19 protein-coding genes are annotated in these 18,028 nt (G+C 71.9%); 5 read left to right on the top strand and 14 right to left on the bottom strand.

The features are described 5' to 3' along the window. Positions 1-54: 54 nt before the first annotated feature. Genes K7G61_RS31220 through K7G61_RS31210 form a run of 3 tightly spaced genes read right to left on the bottom strand, consistent with a single transcriptional unit; the run spans position 55 to position 3,285 of the window. On the bottom strand, positions 55-1,008 hold the full coding sequence (locus K7G61_RS31220; RefSeq protein ID WP_225850424.1) for a carbohydrate ABC transporter permease: 954 nt from the start codon (positions 1,006-1,008) through the stop codon (positions 55-57). Beyond that, positions 998-1,876, bottom strand: a complete 879-nt coding sequence (locus tag K7G61_RS31215; protein ID WP_225850458.1) for a carbohydrate ABC transporter permease — start codon at positions 1,874-1,876, stop codon at positions 998-1,000. Before K7G61_RS31215 ends, K7G61_RS31220 begins: the two co-directional genes overlap by 11 nt. Before the next feature lie 35 nt (positions 1,877-1,911). After that, the gene (locus K7G61_RS31210; protein WP_225850423.1) at positions 1,912-3,285 is read right to left on the bottom strand and encodes an ABC transporter substrate-binding protein; all 1,374 of its coding nucleotides are present in this window, start codon (positions 3,283-3,285) and stop codon (positions 1,912-1,914) included. A 339-nt stretch (positions 3,286-3,624) separates the two neighbouring features. Between K7G61_RS31210 and K7G61_RS31205 the strand changes: the two genes are divergently transcribed. Then, entirely contained in the window at positions 3,625-4,437 is an 813-nt protein-coding gene (locus K7G61_RS31205) for a FadR/GntR family transcriptional regulator (protein WP_225850422.1), read from the top strand. A 70-nt stretch (positions 4,438-4,507) separates the two neighbouring features. Here the strand turns inward: K7G61_RS31205 and K7G61_RS31200 are convergent, their stop codons facing one another. Then, positions 4,508-5,758: a phosphatase PAP2 family protein gene (locus tag K7G61_RS31200; protein WP_308190760.1), complete on the bottom strand. Its 1,251-nt coding sequence runs from the start codon at positions 5,756-5,758 to the stop codon at positions 4,508-4,510. A gap of 7 nt (positions 5,759-5,765) precedes the next feature. Between K7G61_RS31200 and K7G61_RS37110 the strand changes: the two genes are divergently transcribed. Further along, on the top strand, positions 5,766-5,930 hold the full coding sequence (locus K7G61_RS37110; protein ID WP_225850420.1) for a hypothetical protein: 165 nt from the start codon (positions 5,766-5,768) through the stop codon (positions 5,928-5,930). Between the two features lie 229 nt (positions 5,931-6,159). Here K7G61_RS37110 and K7G61_RS31190 read toward each other — a convergent pair whose 3' ends face one another. From K7G61_RS31190 to K7G61_RS31165, 6 genes are all read right to left on the bottom strand, one after another. Beyond that, a complete protein-coding gene (locus tag K7G61_RS31190; protein ID WP_225850419.1) occupies positions 6,160-7,038 on the bottom strand; it encodes a geranyl diphosphate 2-C-methyltransferase in 879 nt (292 codons plus the stop codon). An 89-nt stretch (positions 7,039-7,127) separates the two neighbouring features. Next, positions 7,128-8,192, bottom strand: coding sequence for a family 2 encapsulin nanocompartment cargo protein terpene cyclase (locus K7G61_RS31185; RefSeq protein ID WP_225850418.1), 1,065 nt, complete (start codon positions 8,190-8,192; stop codon positions 7,128-7,130). Positions 8,193-8,987: 795 nt separating this feature from the next. Beyond that, on the bottom strand, positions 8,988-9,200 hold the full coding sequence (locus K7G61_RS31180; RefSeq protein WP_225850417.1) for a DUF4287 domain-containing protein: 213 nt from the start codon (positions 9,198-9,200) through the stop codon (positions 8,988-8,990). A gap of 192 nt (positions 9,201-9,392) precedes the next feature. Then, complete coding sequence (locus K7G61_RS31175; protein WP_225850416.1) at positions 9,393-9,872, bottom strand: Clp protease N-terminal domain-containing protein; 480 nt, start codon at positions 9,870-9,872, stop codon at positions 9,393-9,395. A gap of 7 nt (positions 9,873-9,879) precedes the next feature. Beyond that, positions 9,880-10,083 (bottom strand): helix-turn-helix domain-containing protein, encoded by a 204-nt coding sequence (locus K7G61_RS31170; protein WP_225850415.1) that lies wholly within the window; start codon positions 10,081-10,083, stop codon positions 9,880-9,882. A 164-nt stretch (positions 10,084-10,247) separates the two neighbouring features. Then, positions 10,248-10,841, bottom strand: a complete 594-nt coding sequence (locus tag K7G61_RS31165; protein WP_225850414.1) for a PadR family transcriptional regulator — start codon at positions 10,839-10,841, stop codon at positions 10,248-10,250. Positions 10,842-10,958: 117 nt separating this feature from the next. Here K7G61_RS31165 and K7G61_RS31160 point away from each other — a divergent pair, with 117 nt between their 5' ends. Beyond that, entirely contained in the window at positions 10,959-12,125 is a 1,167-nt protein-coding gene (locus K7G61_RS31160) for an NAD(P)/FAD-dependent oxidoreductase (RefSeq protein WP_225850413.1), read from the top strand. 124 nt (positions 12,126-12,249) lie between these two features. Here K7G61_RS31160 and K7G61_RS31155 read toward each other — a convergent pair whose 3' ends face one another. The 3 genes from K7G61_RS31155 to K7G61_RS31145 form a co-directional block, all read right to left on the bottom strand. After that, positions 12,250-12,690 carry an SRPBCC domain-containing protein gene (locus tag K7G61_RS31155; RefSeq protein ID WP_225850412.1) on the bottom strand — a complete coding sequence of 147 codons (441 nt, stop codon included), beginning with the start codon at positions 12,688-12,690 and terminating at the stop codon, positions 12,250-12,252. 156 nt (positions 12,691-12,846) lie between these two features. After that, positions 12,847-13,185, bottom strand: a complete 339-nt coding sequence (locus K7G61_RS31150) for a metalloregulator ArsR/SmtB family transcription factor (protein WP_225850411.1) — start codon at positions 13,183-13,185, stop codon at positions 12,847-12,849. After that, entirely contained in the window at positions 13,182-13,643 is a 462-nt protein-coding gene (locus tag K7G61_RS31145) for an SRPBCC domain-containing protein (RefSeq protein WP_225850410.1), read from the bottom strand. The genes K7G61_RS31150 and K7G61_RS31145 overlap by 4 nt, the downstream gene beginning before the upstream one ends. A gap of 367 nt (positions 13,644-14,010) precedes the next feature. Here K7G61_RS31145 and K7G61_RS31140 point away from each other — a divergent pair, with 367 nt between their 5' ends. Further along, a complete protein-coding gene (locus K7G61_RS31140; protein ID WP_225850409.1) occupies positions 14,011-15,165 on the top strand; it encodes a B12-binding domain-containing protein in 1,155 nt (384 codons plus the stop codon). Then, positions 15,162-15,557, top strand: coding sequence for an STAS domain-containing protein (locus K7G61_RS31135; RefSeq protein WP_225850408.1), 396 nt, complete (start codon positions 15,162-15,164; stop codon positions 15,555-15,557). Before K7G61_RS31140 ends, K7G61_RS31135 begins: the two co-directional genes overlap by 4 nt. Positions 15,558-16,419: 862 nt before the next feature. Here K7G61_RS31135 and K7G61_RS31125 read toward each other — a convergent pair. Then, positions 16,420-18,024, bottom strand: a complete 1,605-nt coding sequence (locus K7G61_RS31125) for a ricin-type beta-trefoil lectin domain protein (protein WP_374204308.1) — start codon at positions 18,022-18,024, stop codon at positions 16,420-16,422. Positions 18,025-18,028 lie beyond the last annotated feature (4 nt).

Raw genomic sequence — 18,028 nt, 5'->3', positions numbered from 1 at the left:
GCTCGGGGCGAGGGCGGTCGCCGCGTCCGCGTACCGCGCGGCGGGGTGTGCGGATCAGTCCTTGGTGGCGCCGGCGAGCATTCCGGCGACCAGGAAGCGCTGAGCGAACAGGAAGACGATCAGGACGGGGGTGATCGCCAGCAGGGTGGCCAGGGCCAGTTCGGGGCGCTGGACCTCCAGGGACCCGGCCGTGGGGTTGAACTGCGGTACGGAGTCCAGCAGTGTGCCCAGGCCCACCTGGACGGGGAACTGGTTGCTCTGCGGCAGCATGACGTACGGCAGGTAATAGTTCGTCCAGTTCGCCACGAAGCCGAAGAAGCCGACCAGGGCGATGACGGGGGCCGCCAGCGGCAGCGCCACCAGGCGGAAGACGCCGAACTCCGAGCAGCCGTCCAGCCGCGCCGCGTCCAGCAGTTCCCGGGGCAGGGCGGTGCTGAAGTAGATGTACGTCAGGTACACCCCGAACGGGTAGAACGAGTACGGCAGGACGATCGACCACATCGAGCCGATCAGGTGGACCGCGTTGACCTCGAGGAACAGCGGGACCACCAGGGTGGCGTTCGGCATCAGCATCACCACGAGCGTGGCGATCAGCAGGGTGCGCCGGCCCCGGAACTCGGTCATCGCCAGCGCGTAGCCGGCCGGTACCGCCACGCACACGGTGATGAGCAGCGCGAAGAAGGAGTAGACGGCCGAGTTGCGCAGCCACGTGAAGATCGCGTCGTCCTGGTAGCCGGTGAGGGCGTGCCAGTTGGCGCGCAGCGCGTGCAGGGACCCGAAGGACAGCGGGTTGTTGTGCACGAGCTGGTCGTCGGTCTTGGTGGCGGCCAGCAGCAGCCACAGCACCGGCAGGACGAAGAACGCAGCGAACAGCAGGAGGACGAGCGCCGGGAGCGGGTTGACGCGGCGCCGCGCGCGGCGGCCGGTCCTGGCGTGCCCCCGCCCTTGCACGCCCCGGCCGCCGCCGGACGCGAGGGCGATCGCGGGTCGCGCTGTGTCAGTCCGCATCGAAGAACCCCGATCTGGCGACGAAGATACCCGCCACGACCAGGCCGACGCACAGCAGTTCGACCGACACGGCGGCCGCGGTGTTGACGTCGTTGTTCTGGAACGCGAAGTCGTAGGCGAGCTGGTTCAGGGAGTAGTCCCGGCCGGCGACACCGTTGCTGGCCTGGGACAGCAGTTGCGGTTCGACGAAGAGCTGGGTCCCGCCGGCGAAGGCGAGGATGACCATGTAGACGATCCACTTGCGCAGCATCGGGATCTGGATCCGCCAGGCGGTCGCCCACGCTCCGGCGCCGTCGATCCGGGCGGCCTCCAGGATGTCGGCGGATATGTTGTTCAGCGCCCCGTACATCACCACGATCCAGCCGCCCGCACCGGTCCAGAAGGCGATGAGGGTGAACAGGATCGGCAGGTGCCCGGGGGCGATGACCTCGCCGAAGGAGTGGTAGCCCAGGGCCCGCAGCAGGAAGCCGACGGGGCTGACCGTGGGGTCCAGTACGAACAGCCACACCATCACGCCGGCCGCCCCGGCCAGCGCGCCCGGCACGTAGTACAGGAAGCGCAGGGCCTTGCTCACGCCCTTCAGCGCCATGCGGTGCAGCAGCAGGGCGAGCCCGACGACGAAGACGACCAGGGACACCAGCCACCACATCAGGTAGAGGGCGACGTGCCCGACCGCGGGGCCGAACCGGAAGTCGTCGATGGCGGTGGTGAAGTTGGACAGGCCGGCGAAGGTGCCGCCGCCGTCGGTGAAGGCGTAGTAGATCGCGTACCCGGTGGGGACCACGCCGAAGGCGATCAGCAGCACCGTGTACGCGGCCACGAAGACGTGGCCGGCCCGGCCGGGCCACGGGGTGCGCGATCGGCGCACCGCCGTGGCCCGGCCGGCGTCGGTGGGCGGCGATGTCACTGCGCCACCTTGTAGCCGTCGGCGCGGGCGTAGTTGACGATCGCGCTCTTCCAGGCGGGCAGGAGCGAGGTGACGGTCTTGCCGGCCGTCAGCTTCGGGGTCACCGTGGCCGCCCAGACGGCCTCCTGGCTGAACTGCCCGTATCCCCAGCCCGGCCACACCTGGTTCGCGGCGGCCTGCAGGGTGCCGGTGATGTCGCCCGAGTAGTAGCCCGAGGACGCCTGCTGGGCGAGCCAGGTCTTGGCCGCGGCGTTGTAGGCGGGGTAGCCGGGGGCGAGCTTGCCCTGGTAGTCGTCGGAGGTCGTCACCCACGTCATGAAGGCGGTGGCGGCCTTGAGGTTGGCGCTGTGCGCGGACAGCAGCCAGGTCCCGCCGCCGACGTTGCCGGTGGACGGCTGCGTGTCGCCGGACCACTGGGGCATCGGCGCGACCGCCACCTGGTTCTTGGGCGTCTTGAAGGTTCCCTGGAAGACCGAGCCGCCGAACCAGGACGGACCGGGCAGCATGAGGACCTTGTCCGCCTCGTTCTTGTCGAAGTCGGAGCTGAAGACGCTGCTCAGCGACATCGTCTTGTTCTTGATCAGGGTGTCGAGCAGCGAGGCCATCCGCGTGCAGTTCGGGCCGGTGGTGTCGACCTTCACCGCCTTGGGGCCGGTGACCTGGTTGGCCCCGCACTTGCTCGCCCACATGTAGACCTCGGGGGTCCACGTGTCACCGGCCGAGCCGACCAGGTAGCCCGGGTGCTCGGTGGCGACCTTCTGCCCGAGCGCCTGGTACTCCTCCCAGGTCTTGGGCACCTGGTAGTGCCACTGCTTCATCAGCGACGCGTTGTACCACAGCACTGCCTGGGACAGGTCGTTGCGCAGGCAGTACAGCGTGCCGTCCACGGTGCAGGGGGCGTTGGCGCCCTGCGCCCACCCGGCCAGTGTCGCGGCGGGGATCAGGCCCTTGTCGAGCGGGGCGGTGAAACCGTCCTGCACGGCCCACGTCGCCTCGTTGTTCTGGCTGCTGAAGACCACGTCCGGCCAGCCCTTGCGGGTGCGGTTGAACAGGCTGACCTTCGTGCGCAGGTAGTTGGAGCCGTTGGCGTCCCCGTCGTAGGTGACGATGTCCATCTTCACCTCGGGGTGCTGCTGCTGGTACAGCTTCGCCGCCGCCAGCCGGGTGGAGTCCACCCACACCGTGAGCGTGCCCCCGGTCTGCTTGACGGGATGGAATCCCCGGGAGCCGCCGGAGCCGCCCGAACCGCTGCCGCCGCCGCAGGCCGCGGTGGCCGCCAGGACGAGCGCACCGCCTGCCGCCAGGAGCCCGACGCGTCTGCGGGCCCTCCTCGATGCCTTCGCGCCGTCCGCGCGGACCTTCCCTCTCATGAACAACTCCACTACGTCGTGGGCCCGTCAACCAGGGGGACACGGGCGCAGAGACCGCCCCGGCCTCGCCCGGCGAGAGGCGGCTGCCGTGTCTTGGTCACACATAAGAAGCCGTACGGGGTCCCGCCGTCAACACGATGAGCACGCATATTTTCAAGATCTTTCCGCGATACGACCGCACATAGCGGCGCAATACGGGTGCAATGCGACGACTCAGGCAACATCAACAGGTGTAATAAGTACGACTCATCCTGTGCATCGGAAGCAGTCGGTAGTATGCTTCCGGTACTGTCGGCACGGTCGCGCGCCGGTGCGGTCCACGATCGAGGAGGCTGGCCGTTGGACGGCAATCCCGTACCCGCGGCAGGGCCCGTACCGGTGGCAGGTCCCGTACCCGCGGGGCCCACCGCGCCCCCGGACGGGAACGGCGGCGAAGCCGCACGAGCCTACCGGCCCGGTTACGAACTCGTCGCCGAACGGATCCTTCAGCTCATCGCCGAGTCGCGGCTGCGGCCCGGCGACCGCCTGCCCACCGAGAACGACCTGGCCGCGCAGCTCGGCACCAGCAGGACCGTCGTACGTGAGGCGGTGAAGATCCTCTCGGCCCTGGGCCGGGTGAGCGTCCAGAAGGGCCGCGGTCTGTACGTCGCGGACGACGAGGGGATGCCGGGTTCGTCGCGGTGGGGGCGGTTCTTCCTCCCCACCGACCTGGAACACGTCTACCGGCTCTTCGAGTTCCGGCGCATCCAGGAGGTGGCGGCCGGCCGGCTGGCCGCGGCCCGGGCGACGCCGGCGCAACTGCGGGCCATCGCGGCCGCGGCGCAGACCTGCCGCGAGGGCCATGAGACGGGACGGCGCGAGCTGTTCGACCGCGGCGACGACGACTTCCACATCAGCGTCGCCGCGGCCTCGCACAACCCGTTCCTCGTCGACGCGGTACGCGAGGCCCGCAGGCTGCAGCGCCAGTCGAGCACGATCGGACTGCACGGCACCGTCGGCGGACACGCCGAGGAGGCCGTGGCGGAGCACGCGGCCATCTACCGCGCCATCCGGGACGGCGACCAGGAGGCGGCCGCACTGGCGGTCACCGCGCATCTGGACAACACGCTCGAGGACTACCGGCGGGAGATCCGGCGCCGGGTCTTCGGCTGAACCGGCACGGCCGCCTGACCGGACGCCCGGCCCGCGGCGATCGCGGGCCGGGCGTCCGGTCCTTTGCGGCTCACACCAGTTCGGGTTGGGGCCGCGGCTGCTGCACGGGTGGGACTTGCGGCTCCCACTGGGCGGTGAGGCGTACGTAGCCGTAGATCACCGAGCCCATCGCCGCGAGCAGCAGCGGCCCGAACAGCCACGGGTGGTCCGCCATCTGCTCCGGCAGGAAGCGATAGGACACCAGGAGCGCGACGAAGACGGTCGCGCCATAGGCGGTCAGTCGGATTCCCCGCGGGTCCCAGCCGCGGTCGAAAGAGCGCAGCGCCGTCTCGATCGTGAGCGCGAACACCGCGCCGGCGACGAGGTCCACGCCGTAGTGGTAGCCGAATCCCAGCGTCGCGGTGAGCGTGGCGACGAGCCAGAACGCGCCCGCGAATCGCAGGATTCGCGGGCCTTTGCGGGAATGGATGAAGATCGCCGTGGCCCACGCCGTGTGCAGGCTCGGCATGCAGTTGCGCGGGGTGATGTCGTCGAACGGCATGGAGTGCGGGGCGCCGATCGGCGGCGGCGTGTCCGGCCACAGGTTCGCCATCGCCCAGTGCCCGCCGTCGGCGCCGTAGGCGAAGACCGGTCCGACCGTGGGGAAGATCATGTAGACGGCCGGCCCGATGAGACCGATCACCAGGAAGGTGCGCACGAGGTGGTGGCGGGGGAAGCGGCGCTCGTCCGCCACATTGCGCAGTTGGTACATCGCGACGACGACCGCGGCCACCGCGAGCTGTATGTAGACGTAGTCGAGGACGTGGGCGCCGACCGGGCCGCCGGCCCGGACGATCCGGCCGACCAGCCATGACGGGTCGCCCAGCGCGTGGTCGGCGGTCGCCGCGTACGGATCGAGCACGTTCGGGCGGCTCTTGGACGTGATGAGCAGCCAGGTGTCACCCGTCTTGCGTCCGGTCACCAGCAGCAGGCCCAGCCCGACGCCCTTCAGCAGCAGCGCGCGCTCCCGGCCGGTGCGGCGCGTGACGGCGATGACGGCGCACCCCAGGATCACCCACAACGCACCGTTGCCGAACGCCAACTTGGCGTGAAAACCCCACCGCACCAGCAGGAAGGCGGCGTCGATCGCGACCGCCGCGCCGAGCGCGGCGAACCGCTGCCGCCAGGTGAGGACCACCATCGTCAGACCCAGGCTGGCGTACAGCAGGAACCCCGACTTGGGGGCGAACACCACTTCCCGCGCCTGGGTGGTGATCGGTCCAGGCAGGCCGTAATGACGTGCGGCGATCTCCAGCGCGACGAGGAATCCGAGGGTCACCACGCCCGCCGTGAGCCACAGCACCGCCCGCGGCCCACGCAATGCGGCGAACCTGATTCCGCTGTTTATTCGGGAAAACACCCGCGATGCCATAGATATCAATTGCCTGGTCGATTTGTTCGGTAATGCCGGGAAAGTTCACTTTCATGCCGAATGGCATGCTTTATTCGGTTGACGGGTTGGTGACAAGGGTGATCACCACGAGTCGAATATGCTATCGGAGTGTTCAGATGATTTTCATCTGGGTTTAGGGATGGCGGATTGCGCGCTCTCTCGCGGTGACAGCGGGCGCACACAAAGAACCGCGGCCGGTGGTGAGAGCACCACCGGCCGCGGCCGGAAGACGCCCGGCAGGCTGCTGCCGGGGCGCGTCGGGGAAGGTCACCGCAAGGGCGACCGGGTGGTCAGACCCGGTCGGCGACGATGAGGAGGTACTGGAAGCTGCCGTTCTTGTAGGCGGTCAGGAAGGTGTCCTCGATGCCGGTGACCAGGTGGTCCGCCTGCTTGCGCAGTTCCCAGTACGGGATCGTGGCCGCGGTGAGGTCCTCGACGTGCGCGGGGACCAGGCGGTGGCGGGCCATGGCCCGGAAGTACTCCGAGCGCGGGTGGATGTCGCAGATGTAGTGGGCGTTGATGAGCGACACCTCGCGGGACGCCTGCCCGTAGGTGTCGTTGTAGCAGCCGGTGATCACCACGTAGCGGCCGCCGCGGCGCAGCAGCCGGGCGTGCTCGGCGAACAGCAGGTCCAGCTCCACGTACATGGTGGACTCGTTGTTCCACGAGGCCGCGTACGCGCCGGTGGCCAGGCCGGTGTCGAGCATGTTGCGGTGGTGGTAGCGCACCTTGTCGTCGATGCCGCGGGCGCGGGCCTGTTCGGCTGCGAACTCGGCCTGCTTGGCGGAGATGGTCACACCGTCGGCGTGGCACCCGTAGCGCAGGTGGGCCGTGACGCTGCCGCCGCCGCGCCCGCAGCCGGCGTCGAAGACGCGGTCGGCGGGCGTGAGCGGACCCAGGTGCGTGGCGAGCAGCTCGGCCTGGGCGTGCTCCAGCCGGTGCAGCTCGGCGGTGACGAGCTCTCGGCGCCGTTCGGCGTCGGTCTCGTCGAGCACCGACCAGTCGGCGTCCCCGATGCCGTAATGGTGGTGGTACAGGTCGTCGATCTTGCCGAGTTCGAGGTTGACCGGGTTGTGCTCGCGGTTCCAGTAGTCCGCGATGCGGGCCTGGTACGTGGACTGGGCCGGGATCGGCACAGCCGTCGTGGTTCCGGGATTCTGGACGGTCAACGGTGACTCTCCTCTTGGTGCGGTGATGCCGGCAGTGCGTCACGAGCGGTGAGGTGGTGGAGCCTTGGGTTACCAGTGGTGGCCTTGGGTTACCAGTAGTCGGGCAGGTGGTAGCGGTGGGTGTTGGTCGCGTGCCATTCGTGGTTGCCGGCCACCCAGTCCGACAGCCCCTGGGCGTACCGCTCGACCAGCGGCGAGGTGGCCGACAGCAGGGCGGCCTCCTCTTCGAAGGACTCCATGATCCGGTTGTGGATCTCGATGCTCTCCAGGTAGGCCGCCTTCAGCCCGCGTCCCTCGTTGGCCGCGACGACCTGCGGCAGGTTGAGGTGAGCGGGGTCGTCGGCCAGTTCCTTGGTGAAGGAGTACAGGTCGTTGACGAGGGTCGTCGCGTTGCAGGCCAGCGCGGTGATCCGCTGGATCTCCGGCCGGGCGTGAACCGCCTCGGGCAGTTCGTAGCCGTCGACGGCGTCGACGATCGACAGGCAGGGGCGGAAGTTGTTGAACTGCCGCATCACCAGGTACTCCCAGACCTCGGGCCGGTAGCCGGTCTCGGCCCAGGCGGCCTCGGCGAGGTAGCCCATGTGGAGGCGGGCGATGTCGTGCACGAACCTGCCGGTCTGGCTGGGGGTGGCGAACTCGGCGTAGTCCTTCATGGCCCAGTGGTACGAGCGCAGCGGTCCGTCGGCCCGCATGCCCAGCCGCCACTGCTCCTGCGACCGTGCCGTGCCGTGGTGCGGGTCGATCGCCGACTGCGCCATGAGCAGCCGGGCGCCCAGGTCCCGGCGCGATCCGCCCCTGCCCTCCTCGACCTCGCAGTAGCAGGAGTCGACGAGGTTCTCGGCGAGCAGCAGCTCACCGGCGACGGTGAGGCGGTCCAGGTCGAGGGCCCGCGGGTGCTGGAGTACGACGGCCCGCCCGAACTGGAAGCCGGCGAAGTCACCTTTCCAGGCGGGCGGGAAGAGGTCGAGCTCGCGCGCCCACGCCTCCAGCCTGCGGTCGACCTCCTCGGCCTTCGCCGGGTCGGCGGGGGCGACGGGACGGTACTTCAGGCCGGGGATCACCCCGGTACGCCGGGCGCGCAAGGACGCCGGAAGGCTCGGCGGGCCGGGCAGCGGACGGGCGGCGCCGGCGGGGGTGCTCGCGGGAACGTTCATTGCGTACTCTCCACTCGGTCGCCCGGCCGTCCGGCCGGGTCGGACGTTCTCCAGGACACCGGCCGCCTCCGGGCGGCGACGGCCCCGGGCGGCAGCCGGTGACCGGGGGACGTCGCGGTCGCGCGGCCGAGGCGCCCACGGAGCGCGCGGCGCGGCGCCGCCGCACTGCGCGGCCGGGTCGCGGGCAGCCGGAGGCCCGCCCCGCCGGCGAGCGCCGGGGGCGGCAAGGCGCTTACCGGCTCGTCGGCCAGGGGGCCGGTGGTGCTGCTGTCCGAAGCGGGCACATTGCCTCCGGGAGGGCGTACGCGACCGGGCGGCGCAGCGTCCCTCGACACCCCTCGACGGCGAGGCGTCCACTGCGCGGGAACCAGCCAAACAGCCGCGGGTCCCGGCCCGGTACGGCGCGCGGGGGGCGGGTGCGCGCGCCGGGTTGTGCAAACCCGGGAGGTGAAGCGGAGGACGGCGTGACCGGGACCCGCATGCGGGCCCCGCGCCCCTGTTACGTCGCCACAACGGGTGAATTCCCGGGAAACAGCCTTCGGGGAAGGGCCGTTCGTGATTTCTCGGAGTCCCCCGCGTCGTCGTCGTTCGCGGTCGTCACCACAGCCCGCCGCCGAACCGGAACCGGAACCGTCGGCCGCCGCGCGAAGGCCGCGCGAAGGCCGCGCGGCGACACGAGGACGCTGCCGCGGACGGCGGACGCGACGTGGCCGCGGGGGCGGGCCGCGGCCCGCCCCCGTCGCGGGCCCGGGCCACGTCGCCCGCGCGGCGGGCCCGCTCCCCCGCTTGCGTGGCTTACTTGGCATCGCCCTCCACGAGGGTGTGCGCGACAAGGGCGTTGGCGTGGCCGTGGCCCATCCCGTACTCCGTCTTGAGCCAGGTGACGAGTTCCATGTGCTTGGTCAGCGGCGAGGAGCGGATGAGGTCCTTCCACTCCGAGACCGGGCGGCCGTACTTCTTCTCGATGGAGGGGAAGTAGCTGGCAGGGCCCTTGACGCCGTCGGTCATGTCGGTGTGTCCCGTTCGTGTGTGCCGGTGTTCCCGGTCTCCGGCCGCCCGCACGTCCGTGAGGTCGCGCGGGCGGTGTCGTCGCTCATAGGACCGTCCGAGGTGGCGGGAGTCATCGGTGGGCGGATGTGCGCCGCGCCACACTGCCCCGCGGGGGTACGCGCGGGGCGGGCGGGCTGCGCCGTGTGCGGGTCATGTGCCGGGCCGGTCGAGGCCGTTGCGTGCGGCGGAGGGGTCGACGCCGAGTCGGGCGAGCAGCGCGGCCGCCGGCTCGGGAGGGGCGCAGGTGAGCACCGAGCGCATCAGGTCCTCGGGTTCCAGCCCCTTGGTCTTCCCGCCGTTGGACTCCACGGCGCGGGTCAGGACTGTCCGGGCGCCCGCGGTCAGGGTGTTGCGCGAGAGCGCGGACCGCTTCGGCCGCGGGAGGCCGGCCGGTTCGAGCCCTCGTACGTCGAGGCCGATGCAGGCCAGCGCGGCCTGGTCGAGATCGGTGAGGGCGGCGCGCGCCTCCTCGACCGTGACGCCGAGGGCGCCGGCCTGCTCCGGGTCGTGCAGCAGGCCGAGCAGAAGGTGGTCGGTGCCGACCTTCCGGTCGCCGCGCCGCCTGGCTTCGTCCAGTGCGGCGGTCACCACCGCGCCGAGGGGGCTGGTCTTGGTGAAGCGTTCCCACACGGTCGTCTCACTTTCCGTATTTGGTGTGGACCGACTGGCGCGTGACGCCGAGGGCGTCACCGATCTGCTCCCAGGTCCAGCCCTGGTCACGGGCGCGCGCGACGGCGGCGGCCTCCACCTGCTCGGCCAGCCGGTGCAGCGCGCCGACAGCACGCAGTCCCACGCTCGGGTCGGTCGAGCGGATGCGTTCGGCGAGTTCTTCCACGTCCATGACGTCAGTTTCGTTTGACGCGAGGCCTCATGTCAAGCGAAACTGACAACCGGACGGGAGCGCGGGCCCGGAACGGCGTCGGGTGCCGAGGCGCGCCCCGGCCGAGGGCGCCCATGGGTTACGGGAGCGGGTTCGGGGCCGGTTCCCCGCGGGCCGCCGGCCGCTCAGGAGGACGCCGCCGCCAGAGCCGCCAGCGTCTCGAAGTCCCACGTGAGCGCGCCCGAGCGGAGGTCGGCCGTGACCGCGTCGAGCCAGTCGAGTTCCGCGGTGAGGACGGCGCGGCGGTACTCGTCCTCCAGGGTGGTGACGCGCGGCAGGCCGAGCCGCCGCGACTGCTCCTCGGCGGCCCCCAACTCGGCCAGGCGGTCGCGGACCTGACCGGCGCGCGCGGTCAGGTCGGCCTCGACCTCCCGCGGCAGCAGCATCATCGAGAACGACAGCGCCGCGGGAAACTCCGGGTACTCCGCCCTGGGCGCGGCCAGCATCTGCCGCAGCCACTCGCGTGTCGCCGCCCGTCCGGCGTCGGTGACCTCGTACGTCGTGCGCTCCGGGTACTGCTGGTCGCGGCCGGTTCCGAGGACCGCGATCAGCCCGGCGTCCAGCAGCCGCTCGATGGTCCGGTACAGGCTCGCCCGCTGGCTGACGTTGACGACCTCGTCCTTCCCCCACTGCTTGATGAGCCGCTGGATGCCGTACGGGTGCAGCGGCCGCATGTGCAGCAGCGACAGGACGGTGAGGCCGAGAGGGGAGCCGCGCATGCCGGAGAGCCTACCGGAGCTGATCCCGGCGTAACTAGTTGACGTGGGACTAGTTTCATTGCAACTATCAAGGCGGTCGAGCACACCGCCGGCCCCCTCCCGAAAGGACGTACCGACATGACCTCCACCCGCACCGCGATCGTGGTGGGCGGCGGCATCGCCGGCCCCGTGGCGGCTCTCGCGCTGCGCCGGGCCGGGATCGAGGCCACCGTGCACGAGTCCCACACCGGAACGGCCGACGGCGTCGGCGGCGCGCTGAGCGTCGCGCCCAACGGCCGGGCCGCCCTCGACTTCGTGGGCCTGGACCGGGTCGGCGCCCCGATGAACGCGATCGTGCTGCAGAACCACCGGGGCCGGACCATCGCGGAGTTCCGCCAGCCCATGCAGTTCACCTGGCGCGCCGACCTCTACCGGCGGCTGTACGACCTCGCCCTGAGCGAGGGGGTCGACGTCCGGCACGGCCACGAGGTGGTCGGCGTCCAGGAGACCGCCACCGGGATACGGGCCGTCTTCGCCGACGGCACCACGAGCGAGGAGGCCGACGTCCTGGTCGGCGCCGACGGCCTGAACTCCACCGTCCGGCGCCTGATCGATCCCGAGGCGCCGAAACCGCGCTACTCGGGCCTGCTCGGTTTCGGCGCCCGGGTCGACGGCGCCGGGCTGCCGCCCACCGGCGACCGCATGTACATGGCCTTCGGCCGCCGCGCCTTCTTCGGGTACCAGTCCTTCGACGACGGCACGGGGGTGTGGTTCGCCAACCTCCCGCACCCCTATCTGACGTGGCGGCAGGTACGGCAGACGCCGAACGAGCAGTGGCTGCGCCGGCTCGCCGAGGTCTTCGACGGCGACGCCGTACCCGCGCTGGAACTGCTGCGGCGCACCCCGCCGGAGGACCTGGTCACCGCCGGGCCCATGGAGGACCTGCCGCACGTGCCGCACTGGCACCGCGGCCGGATGGTGCTGGTCGGCGACTCCGCGCACGCCACGTCGCCCAGCTCCGGCCAGGGCGCCTCGCTCGCCGCGGAGAGCGCCGTCGAACTCGCCCGCGCGCTGCGCGACCTCCCGTACGACCAGGCCTTCGTGGCCTACGAGCGCGCCCGCCGGGCCAGGGTGGAGCGGGTCATCGCCGAGGGTGCCCGCACCAACAGCAAGAAGGCCGCGGGCCCCGTGGGCCGCCTCGTGCGCGACGCCGTCCTGCCGCTGGTCGCACGCCTGGCCACCCCCGAGAAGATGGCGTGGCAGTACGACCACCGCATCGCCTGGGACGCCCCCGTCACGGCCTGAGCACGTGACTCCTCGCCGAGCGGCCGGCGGACCGCCTCGCCGAACACTCCCGGCCGGCCGGGTGGCCGGCCCCCGTCGGCCCCGGGCCGGCCGCCTTCCCGGCCGGCGGCACGGGACACGGGCATCAGTGCCAGTCGCTGATCCTGACGTCGTGCGGCGCGGGCTCGCCCTTGCCGGTCTCGACCAACCGCTTCAGGCTCATCAGGAAGGTCGCCCACTTGGTGCTGCAGTGGTGCATGAACTCCACCGGCTCCCGCCACCCCTCGTGCCGGAACATCACGATCGTGAAGTCGCCCTCCTGCCTGAGCTCGAAGCCGACCCGTGTGCCCACCCACTCCTCGGGGCCGTCGACGACCTCCCACAGCACGTGGCGGGCGGGCCGCGCCTCCAGGACCTTCATGTCGAACCCGCCGGGCTCGAAGCGGAACCGGAGCACTCCCCCGGCCCCGCCGTTGCCATCGGTGTCCCGCGTCCACCAGCCCGCCAGCCCGTCGACCGTCGTCAGGGCCCGGTACACGTCCTCGGGAGCCGACACGACCCCGATCCTGTGCAGGATGTCCACCATCTCGCTGCCTCTTTCCCCTGCCGGGCGCCCGCGTTCGGGCGCGGCTCGTCGGCGCCGCCACCGATGCGACGGCGTTGGTACGTGTTGTGTAGGTGATTCGTGGATCCGTACGCGGTCGCGCGCGCGGCCGCGGCGGCGGCCCGCGTTCGGCCGGGCTCAGCCCCGTTCGCCGCGCTGGATCGCCTCGGCGATCCGCTTGACGCGCTGCAGCCGGGCGTCCCATGCGGCCCCGACCGCGGCCAACTGCGCGACCGCGCGCGCGAACTGCGCCGCGTCCACCTCGTACCGGCGCTCGCGGCCGGACGGTGTGACGTGGACCAGCCCCGCGCGGTGCAGCACGCCGAGGTGTTTGGCGACCGCCTGCCGCGTGACCGGCAGCCGCTCGCTCAGTGTGGTCGCCGTGCCGCCGCCGTCGGTCAGCAGCAGGTCGAGCATCCGCCGCCGGGTCGGATCCCCGACGGCGGACCACAGCTCGTCGTCGACGACGGGGCTCACCGCGCCGCCACCAGACGTGCGACGTACGGGGCCAGGCGCGGCAGGAAGTGGTCCCACCCGGTGACCTGCTGCCGGTAGCGCTCCTGGAGCACCGCCGCCTCCCAGCCGTTCTCCCGGAAGCCCGTCTCGGTGAAGCGCAGCAGCGTGCCCGTACCGGAGGGGACCAGGTCGAAGGTCACCAGCAGCGAGTTGGCCGGCGTCGCCTCCCGCCCCTCGTACACCCACCGGAAGGCGAACCGCCGGGGCGGGTCGGCCTCGACCACCGTGACCGGGACGACGTGCGCCGCCGCCGGGCCCTCGCCCCCGAACCGTACGACTCCGGTCGCCCCCGGCACCGCTTCGAGCTCCACGTCGTCCGGCCACCACTCCCGCAGGTGCTCGGGCGTGCTGACCACCTCGTAGACCACCTCGGGCGCGGCGTCGATGTGGATCTCCCGCTCGATGCTGCCGTACTCCATCGCGCTTCTCCTCATATCGCAACCATCGGTTGCGTATAACGGTACCGAGCCCACCCGAAACGCGCAACCATTGGTTGCCCATGCGCATCGGGGCGAGGCGAGGGCGCGCCGCTCGGCCGGGCGGACGGGTTGCCGAGGCGGGGGCCGATAAGCGACGGTTGCAAAAAGCATCTGTTGTTCATGACGGGAAGGAGGTGGGGTACGCGCACTGCGTGCCTGTGATCGTGTCCGTTTCCCCCGGTTCCCCCGGCCGCTCTCCCCGCCCGTCGGGCGCCCTCCCGTCCGCCGTCGCCCCCGGCACGCTCGCGACCGGCCCGCCGACCGCCGCTGCCCGGCACCCGAGCGGCACCGACAGCAGGAGGAAGCAGTGAGTCATGCCACCGCGACAGCCGCGACGGCCGACCTGGCGCAGCGGCTGTGGGACGCCGTCGTCGACGGCGACGAGGACGGGGCCGCCGAGACCGTGCACGCGGCGCTGGCCGACGGGGTGGCGGAGGAGACCCTGCTCCTGGAGGTGATCGCCCCGGTCCAGGCGAAGGTCGGCACCGAATGGGCCGCGGCCCGCATCACCGTGGCGCAGGAGCACGCCGCCACCGCGATCAACGAGCGCGTCATCGCCTCCCTCGCCCACCGCCGCCGGCGCGGCACACCCCCGCGCGGCCGGGTGACGGTGAGCTGCGTCGACGGCGAATGGCACGCCTTCCCCGCCCGGCTGGTCGCCGAGGTCCTGTCCCTGCGCGGCTGGCGCGTCGACTACCTCGGCGCCCAGACCCCAACCCCGCACCTGGTCGCCCACCTGCACCGCACCAACCCCGACGCGGTCCTGCTGTCCGGGTCGATCCCGACCCGCCTGCCGTCCGCCCACGCGGCCATCACCGCCTGCCAGGCCGTCGGCTTCCCCGTGCTGGCCGGCGGCCGCGCCTTCGGCCCCGACGGCCGCTACGCGAGGAAACTGCGCGCGGACCGGTGGGCGCCCACCGCGCCGGCCGCCGCGGCCGTCCTCGACGAAGGCCTGACGAGGCACGGCGCTCCCCCGGCCCGGCAGGCGGTCGACGTCCTGCCCCACCTGGCCGACCATGAGTACACGCTGGTCGTCCGGTCCCGCCCCCGACTCGTCAGGCAGACCCTCGCCGACCTGGAGGACCGCTTCCCGGCGATGCGCGGCTACAGCGACGTCCAGCGCGAGCACACCGCGGAGGACATCGCCCACATCGTCGACTTCATGGCCGCCGCCCTCTACGTCGACGACCCCGAGCTGTTCACCACGTTCCTCACCTGGACCGCCGACATACTCCAGGCCCGGCACGTCCCCGCCCACTCCCTGGTCACCGGTCTTGACATCCTGGCCGGGCAGCTCCGCGACTTCCCCCGCACCGCGGACCTGATCCGGCGGGGCACGGTGAGCCTGCGCGAGCACTCCCCCCGTCCCCCCCCCGCCTCGGCCCCGGGTCCCGACCCCGGCCCCACCCCCGCCGCGCCGTCCGGCCCGGCCCCCGACCCCGCTCCCGGCGCGCGCACATGACCGAGCAGCCGCCCACCGCGTTCACCCTCGCCGTCAGCCGTGAGGGCGCCACGCTCACCGTGCGCGTGAACGGCGACCTCGACTTCGGCACCAGCGACGACCTCACGGAAACGGTCGACGAGCAACTGGCGGCCGGCCCGCCGCCTCGCGACGTCCGCCTGGACTTCAGCGGGCTGACGTGGATCGACTCCTCGGGACTGTCCGCGCTCCTGACGGTCCACCGCAGGACCGGCGCCGTCGGCGCCACCCTGCACCTGGACAACCGGCCGGAGGTCCTGCGGCGCATGCTCGACCTCACCGACGTCCTCGGCTACCTCACCGCTCCCCCGGCCGGCGGGCCGGCCACGGCGGCGGGGCACGAGGACCGCCTCCCGGAGCCGGGCGGTTCCTGACCCGTACCGTCGGCACCCGTACCGTCGGCACCCGTACCGTCGGCGACGGCCGGGCGGTCCGCTCGGGTCACTCCGGTGTGCGCACCGCGAGGACGGCCATGTCGTCGTGACCGTCGCTGGGGTGCCGGTCGGCCAGTGCGCGTACGAGGTCGTCCAGGGACCGGGCGGCGTTCGCGGCGGCGACGCGTGCGAGGCGTTCCAGACCCTCCTCGGGTGGGCGCCGATGGCGTCGACGCGCAGGGGTTCCGGATGGGTGATCAGATGCCCGAGCAGGCCCCGCCCGCGGGGCAGGTCCACACCGGCCAGCCGGTCCTTCTGCCGCTGCGACAGGCCCATGGGGACGAACAGCGCCAGGTTCCGGCCGTCCTCGTCCAGCACGCCCAGCGCGCCGTAGCGGGCGCCGACCAGGTCCATCGCCGTCGACACGATCAGCTCCAGGAGGGCCGTGAGCGGCACCCGCCGGCTCAGCACCGCCTCGTACAGGTCGTGCAGTTCGTCCTGCGCCCGTGCCAGGGACTTCAGCTGCTCCGCGATCCGCTCCAGTTCGGTGCCCAGCCGCAGCCTGGCCACCTCCTGCTGCGGCCTGCGTCCGCCCGCGGTCATCGCCGCCGTCCCGCGGCACGGGGGTGGACCGTCCGGCGAGCGCGCCCGGTCCGCCCGGGGACCTGCCCCGCCGGCGCCGTGCCCGGCCCCTCACAGCGTCGTGACCACACACGTCCAAGGGTGCCGGCGCCCGCGGAACCGCCCCGTTCATTACGCCGAACGCAGCACGCCGCCGGGTGACGCGCGCCGGACGGCCGGGGATGGCGTCCGGCGCGCGTGGGTCTCCGGTCCGGGCCGCCCCCGTCCCGCCGGCGGGTCGTCAGGAGGCGGCGCGCAGGCTCCATTGCTGGTTGGGCTGGCCGTTGCAGGTCCACAGGACGAGCTTCGTGCCGTTGGCCGTGCCCTGCCCGTTGGCGTCGAGGCACAGGTTGGACTGGACGCCGGTGAGGGTCCCGTCGGAGTTGACGTTCCACTCCTGGTTGGGCTGGCCGTTGCAGTCCCAGATGATGACCGCGGTCCCGGCGCTGGTGCCCTGGTTGTTGGCGTCCAGGCACTTGTTCCCGTAGACGGTGAGCCGCTTGCCGGCGGTGTACGTCCAGGACTGGTTGGACCGGCCGTTGCAGTCCCAGAGCTGGACCTGGGTGCCGTTGGCGGTGGCGGAGTTCGGTACGTCCACGCAGCGGCCGGACTGGCCGCCGACGATCTGCCGGGCCTGCGGCTGGCCGCCGCCCCCGTCGACGCCCGTGACGGTGAGGAGGACGGCCTGGCCCGCGGGGACATTGGCCGTGTAGCCGGTGGCGAAGCTGCCCAGGTCGGTGGCGGTCCACGGGTCGCGTACGGCGGCGGAGCCGGTCAGGCCCAGGTCCGACCAGCGGGCCGTGATGTCGGCGGCCGAGCCGGTGCGGTTGAGCAGCACGACGGCGCGGCGGCCGTCGCCGCTGAGGACCTTGCTGTACACCTGCAGCCCGGTGTGGTCCTCGGCGACCTTGGTGCCCTGGCGTCCGAGGGGATCCTGGTCGATCGCGACGACCTCACGATCGGTCAGGACCGCCTTGGTGTCGTCGCTCATCGTGGCGAGGTTGTTGCCCGCCAGCAGCGGCGCCCCGGAGATCGCCCACAGGGCGAGGTGGGTGCGGTTCTGCGCGCCGCTGAAGCCCGGCATCCCCACGATCAGCATGTCCGGGTCGTTGTAGTGGCCGGGGCCCTGGGCTGAGGGGTGCTGCGCCGCGTCGAAGTTGGCCAGCACCCGGCTCATGGACGGGCTCTGCCCGTAGTAGATGATGTCCTGGCTGGTCCGCCACAGGTTGGAGATGCCCGGCGCCCAGTTCCAGGGGGATCCGTTGCCCCAGTCGCACACGGAGAGCACCATCGGCCGGCCGGTCTGGGCCGTGGCCCGCCCGATCGCGTCGCTGATGGACTTGTACGTGGCGGCCGGGTCGAGGCCCTCGGCGTTGCCGCCGCACCAGTCAACCTTGACGTAGTCGAAGCCCCACTGCGAGAACTGCAGGAAGTCCTGGTCGTAGTGCCCTTCGCTGCCGCTGTTCGGGGCGGCCGGGCGGCCGGTCGGGTAGTAGTAGCCGCAGCCGTTCCTGCCCGCGTCGGTGTAGATCCCCGCCTTCAGGCCCTTGCTGTGGATGTAGTCCGCGATGGCCTTCATGCCGCCGGGCCAGTCGCCCGGGTCGACGGTGATGTTGCCCGCGGAGTCGCGGGTCCCCTGCCACCAGCCCTCGTCGATGTTCACGTAACTGTACCCGGCGTCCTTCATGCCGGAGGAGACCATGGCGTCCACCTGGCCCTTGATCACATTGGCGTCGATCTTGGCGGCGAAGGTGTTCCACGAGGCCCAGCCCATCGGCGGTGTGGCGATGGACGCCACCGACGGCTGGGCGGCGGGCGCCGCGGCCGCTCCCGCGTCGCGGGCCACCGCC

The organism is Streptomyces sp. HPF1205, assembly GCF_020400825.1.
In the GTDB taxonomy this organism is placed as follows: domain Bacteria; phylum Actinomycetota; class Actinomycetes; order Streptomycetales; family Streptomycetaceae; genus Actinacidiphila.
The sequence above is the reverse complement of the archived record's forward strand: the minus strand, read 5'-3'. Positions and strand labels throughout refer to the sequence as shown.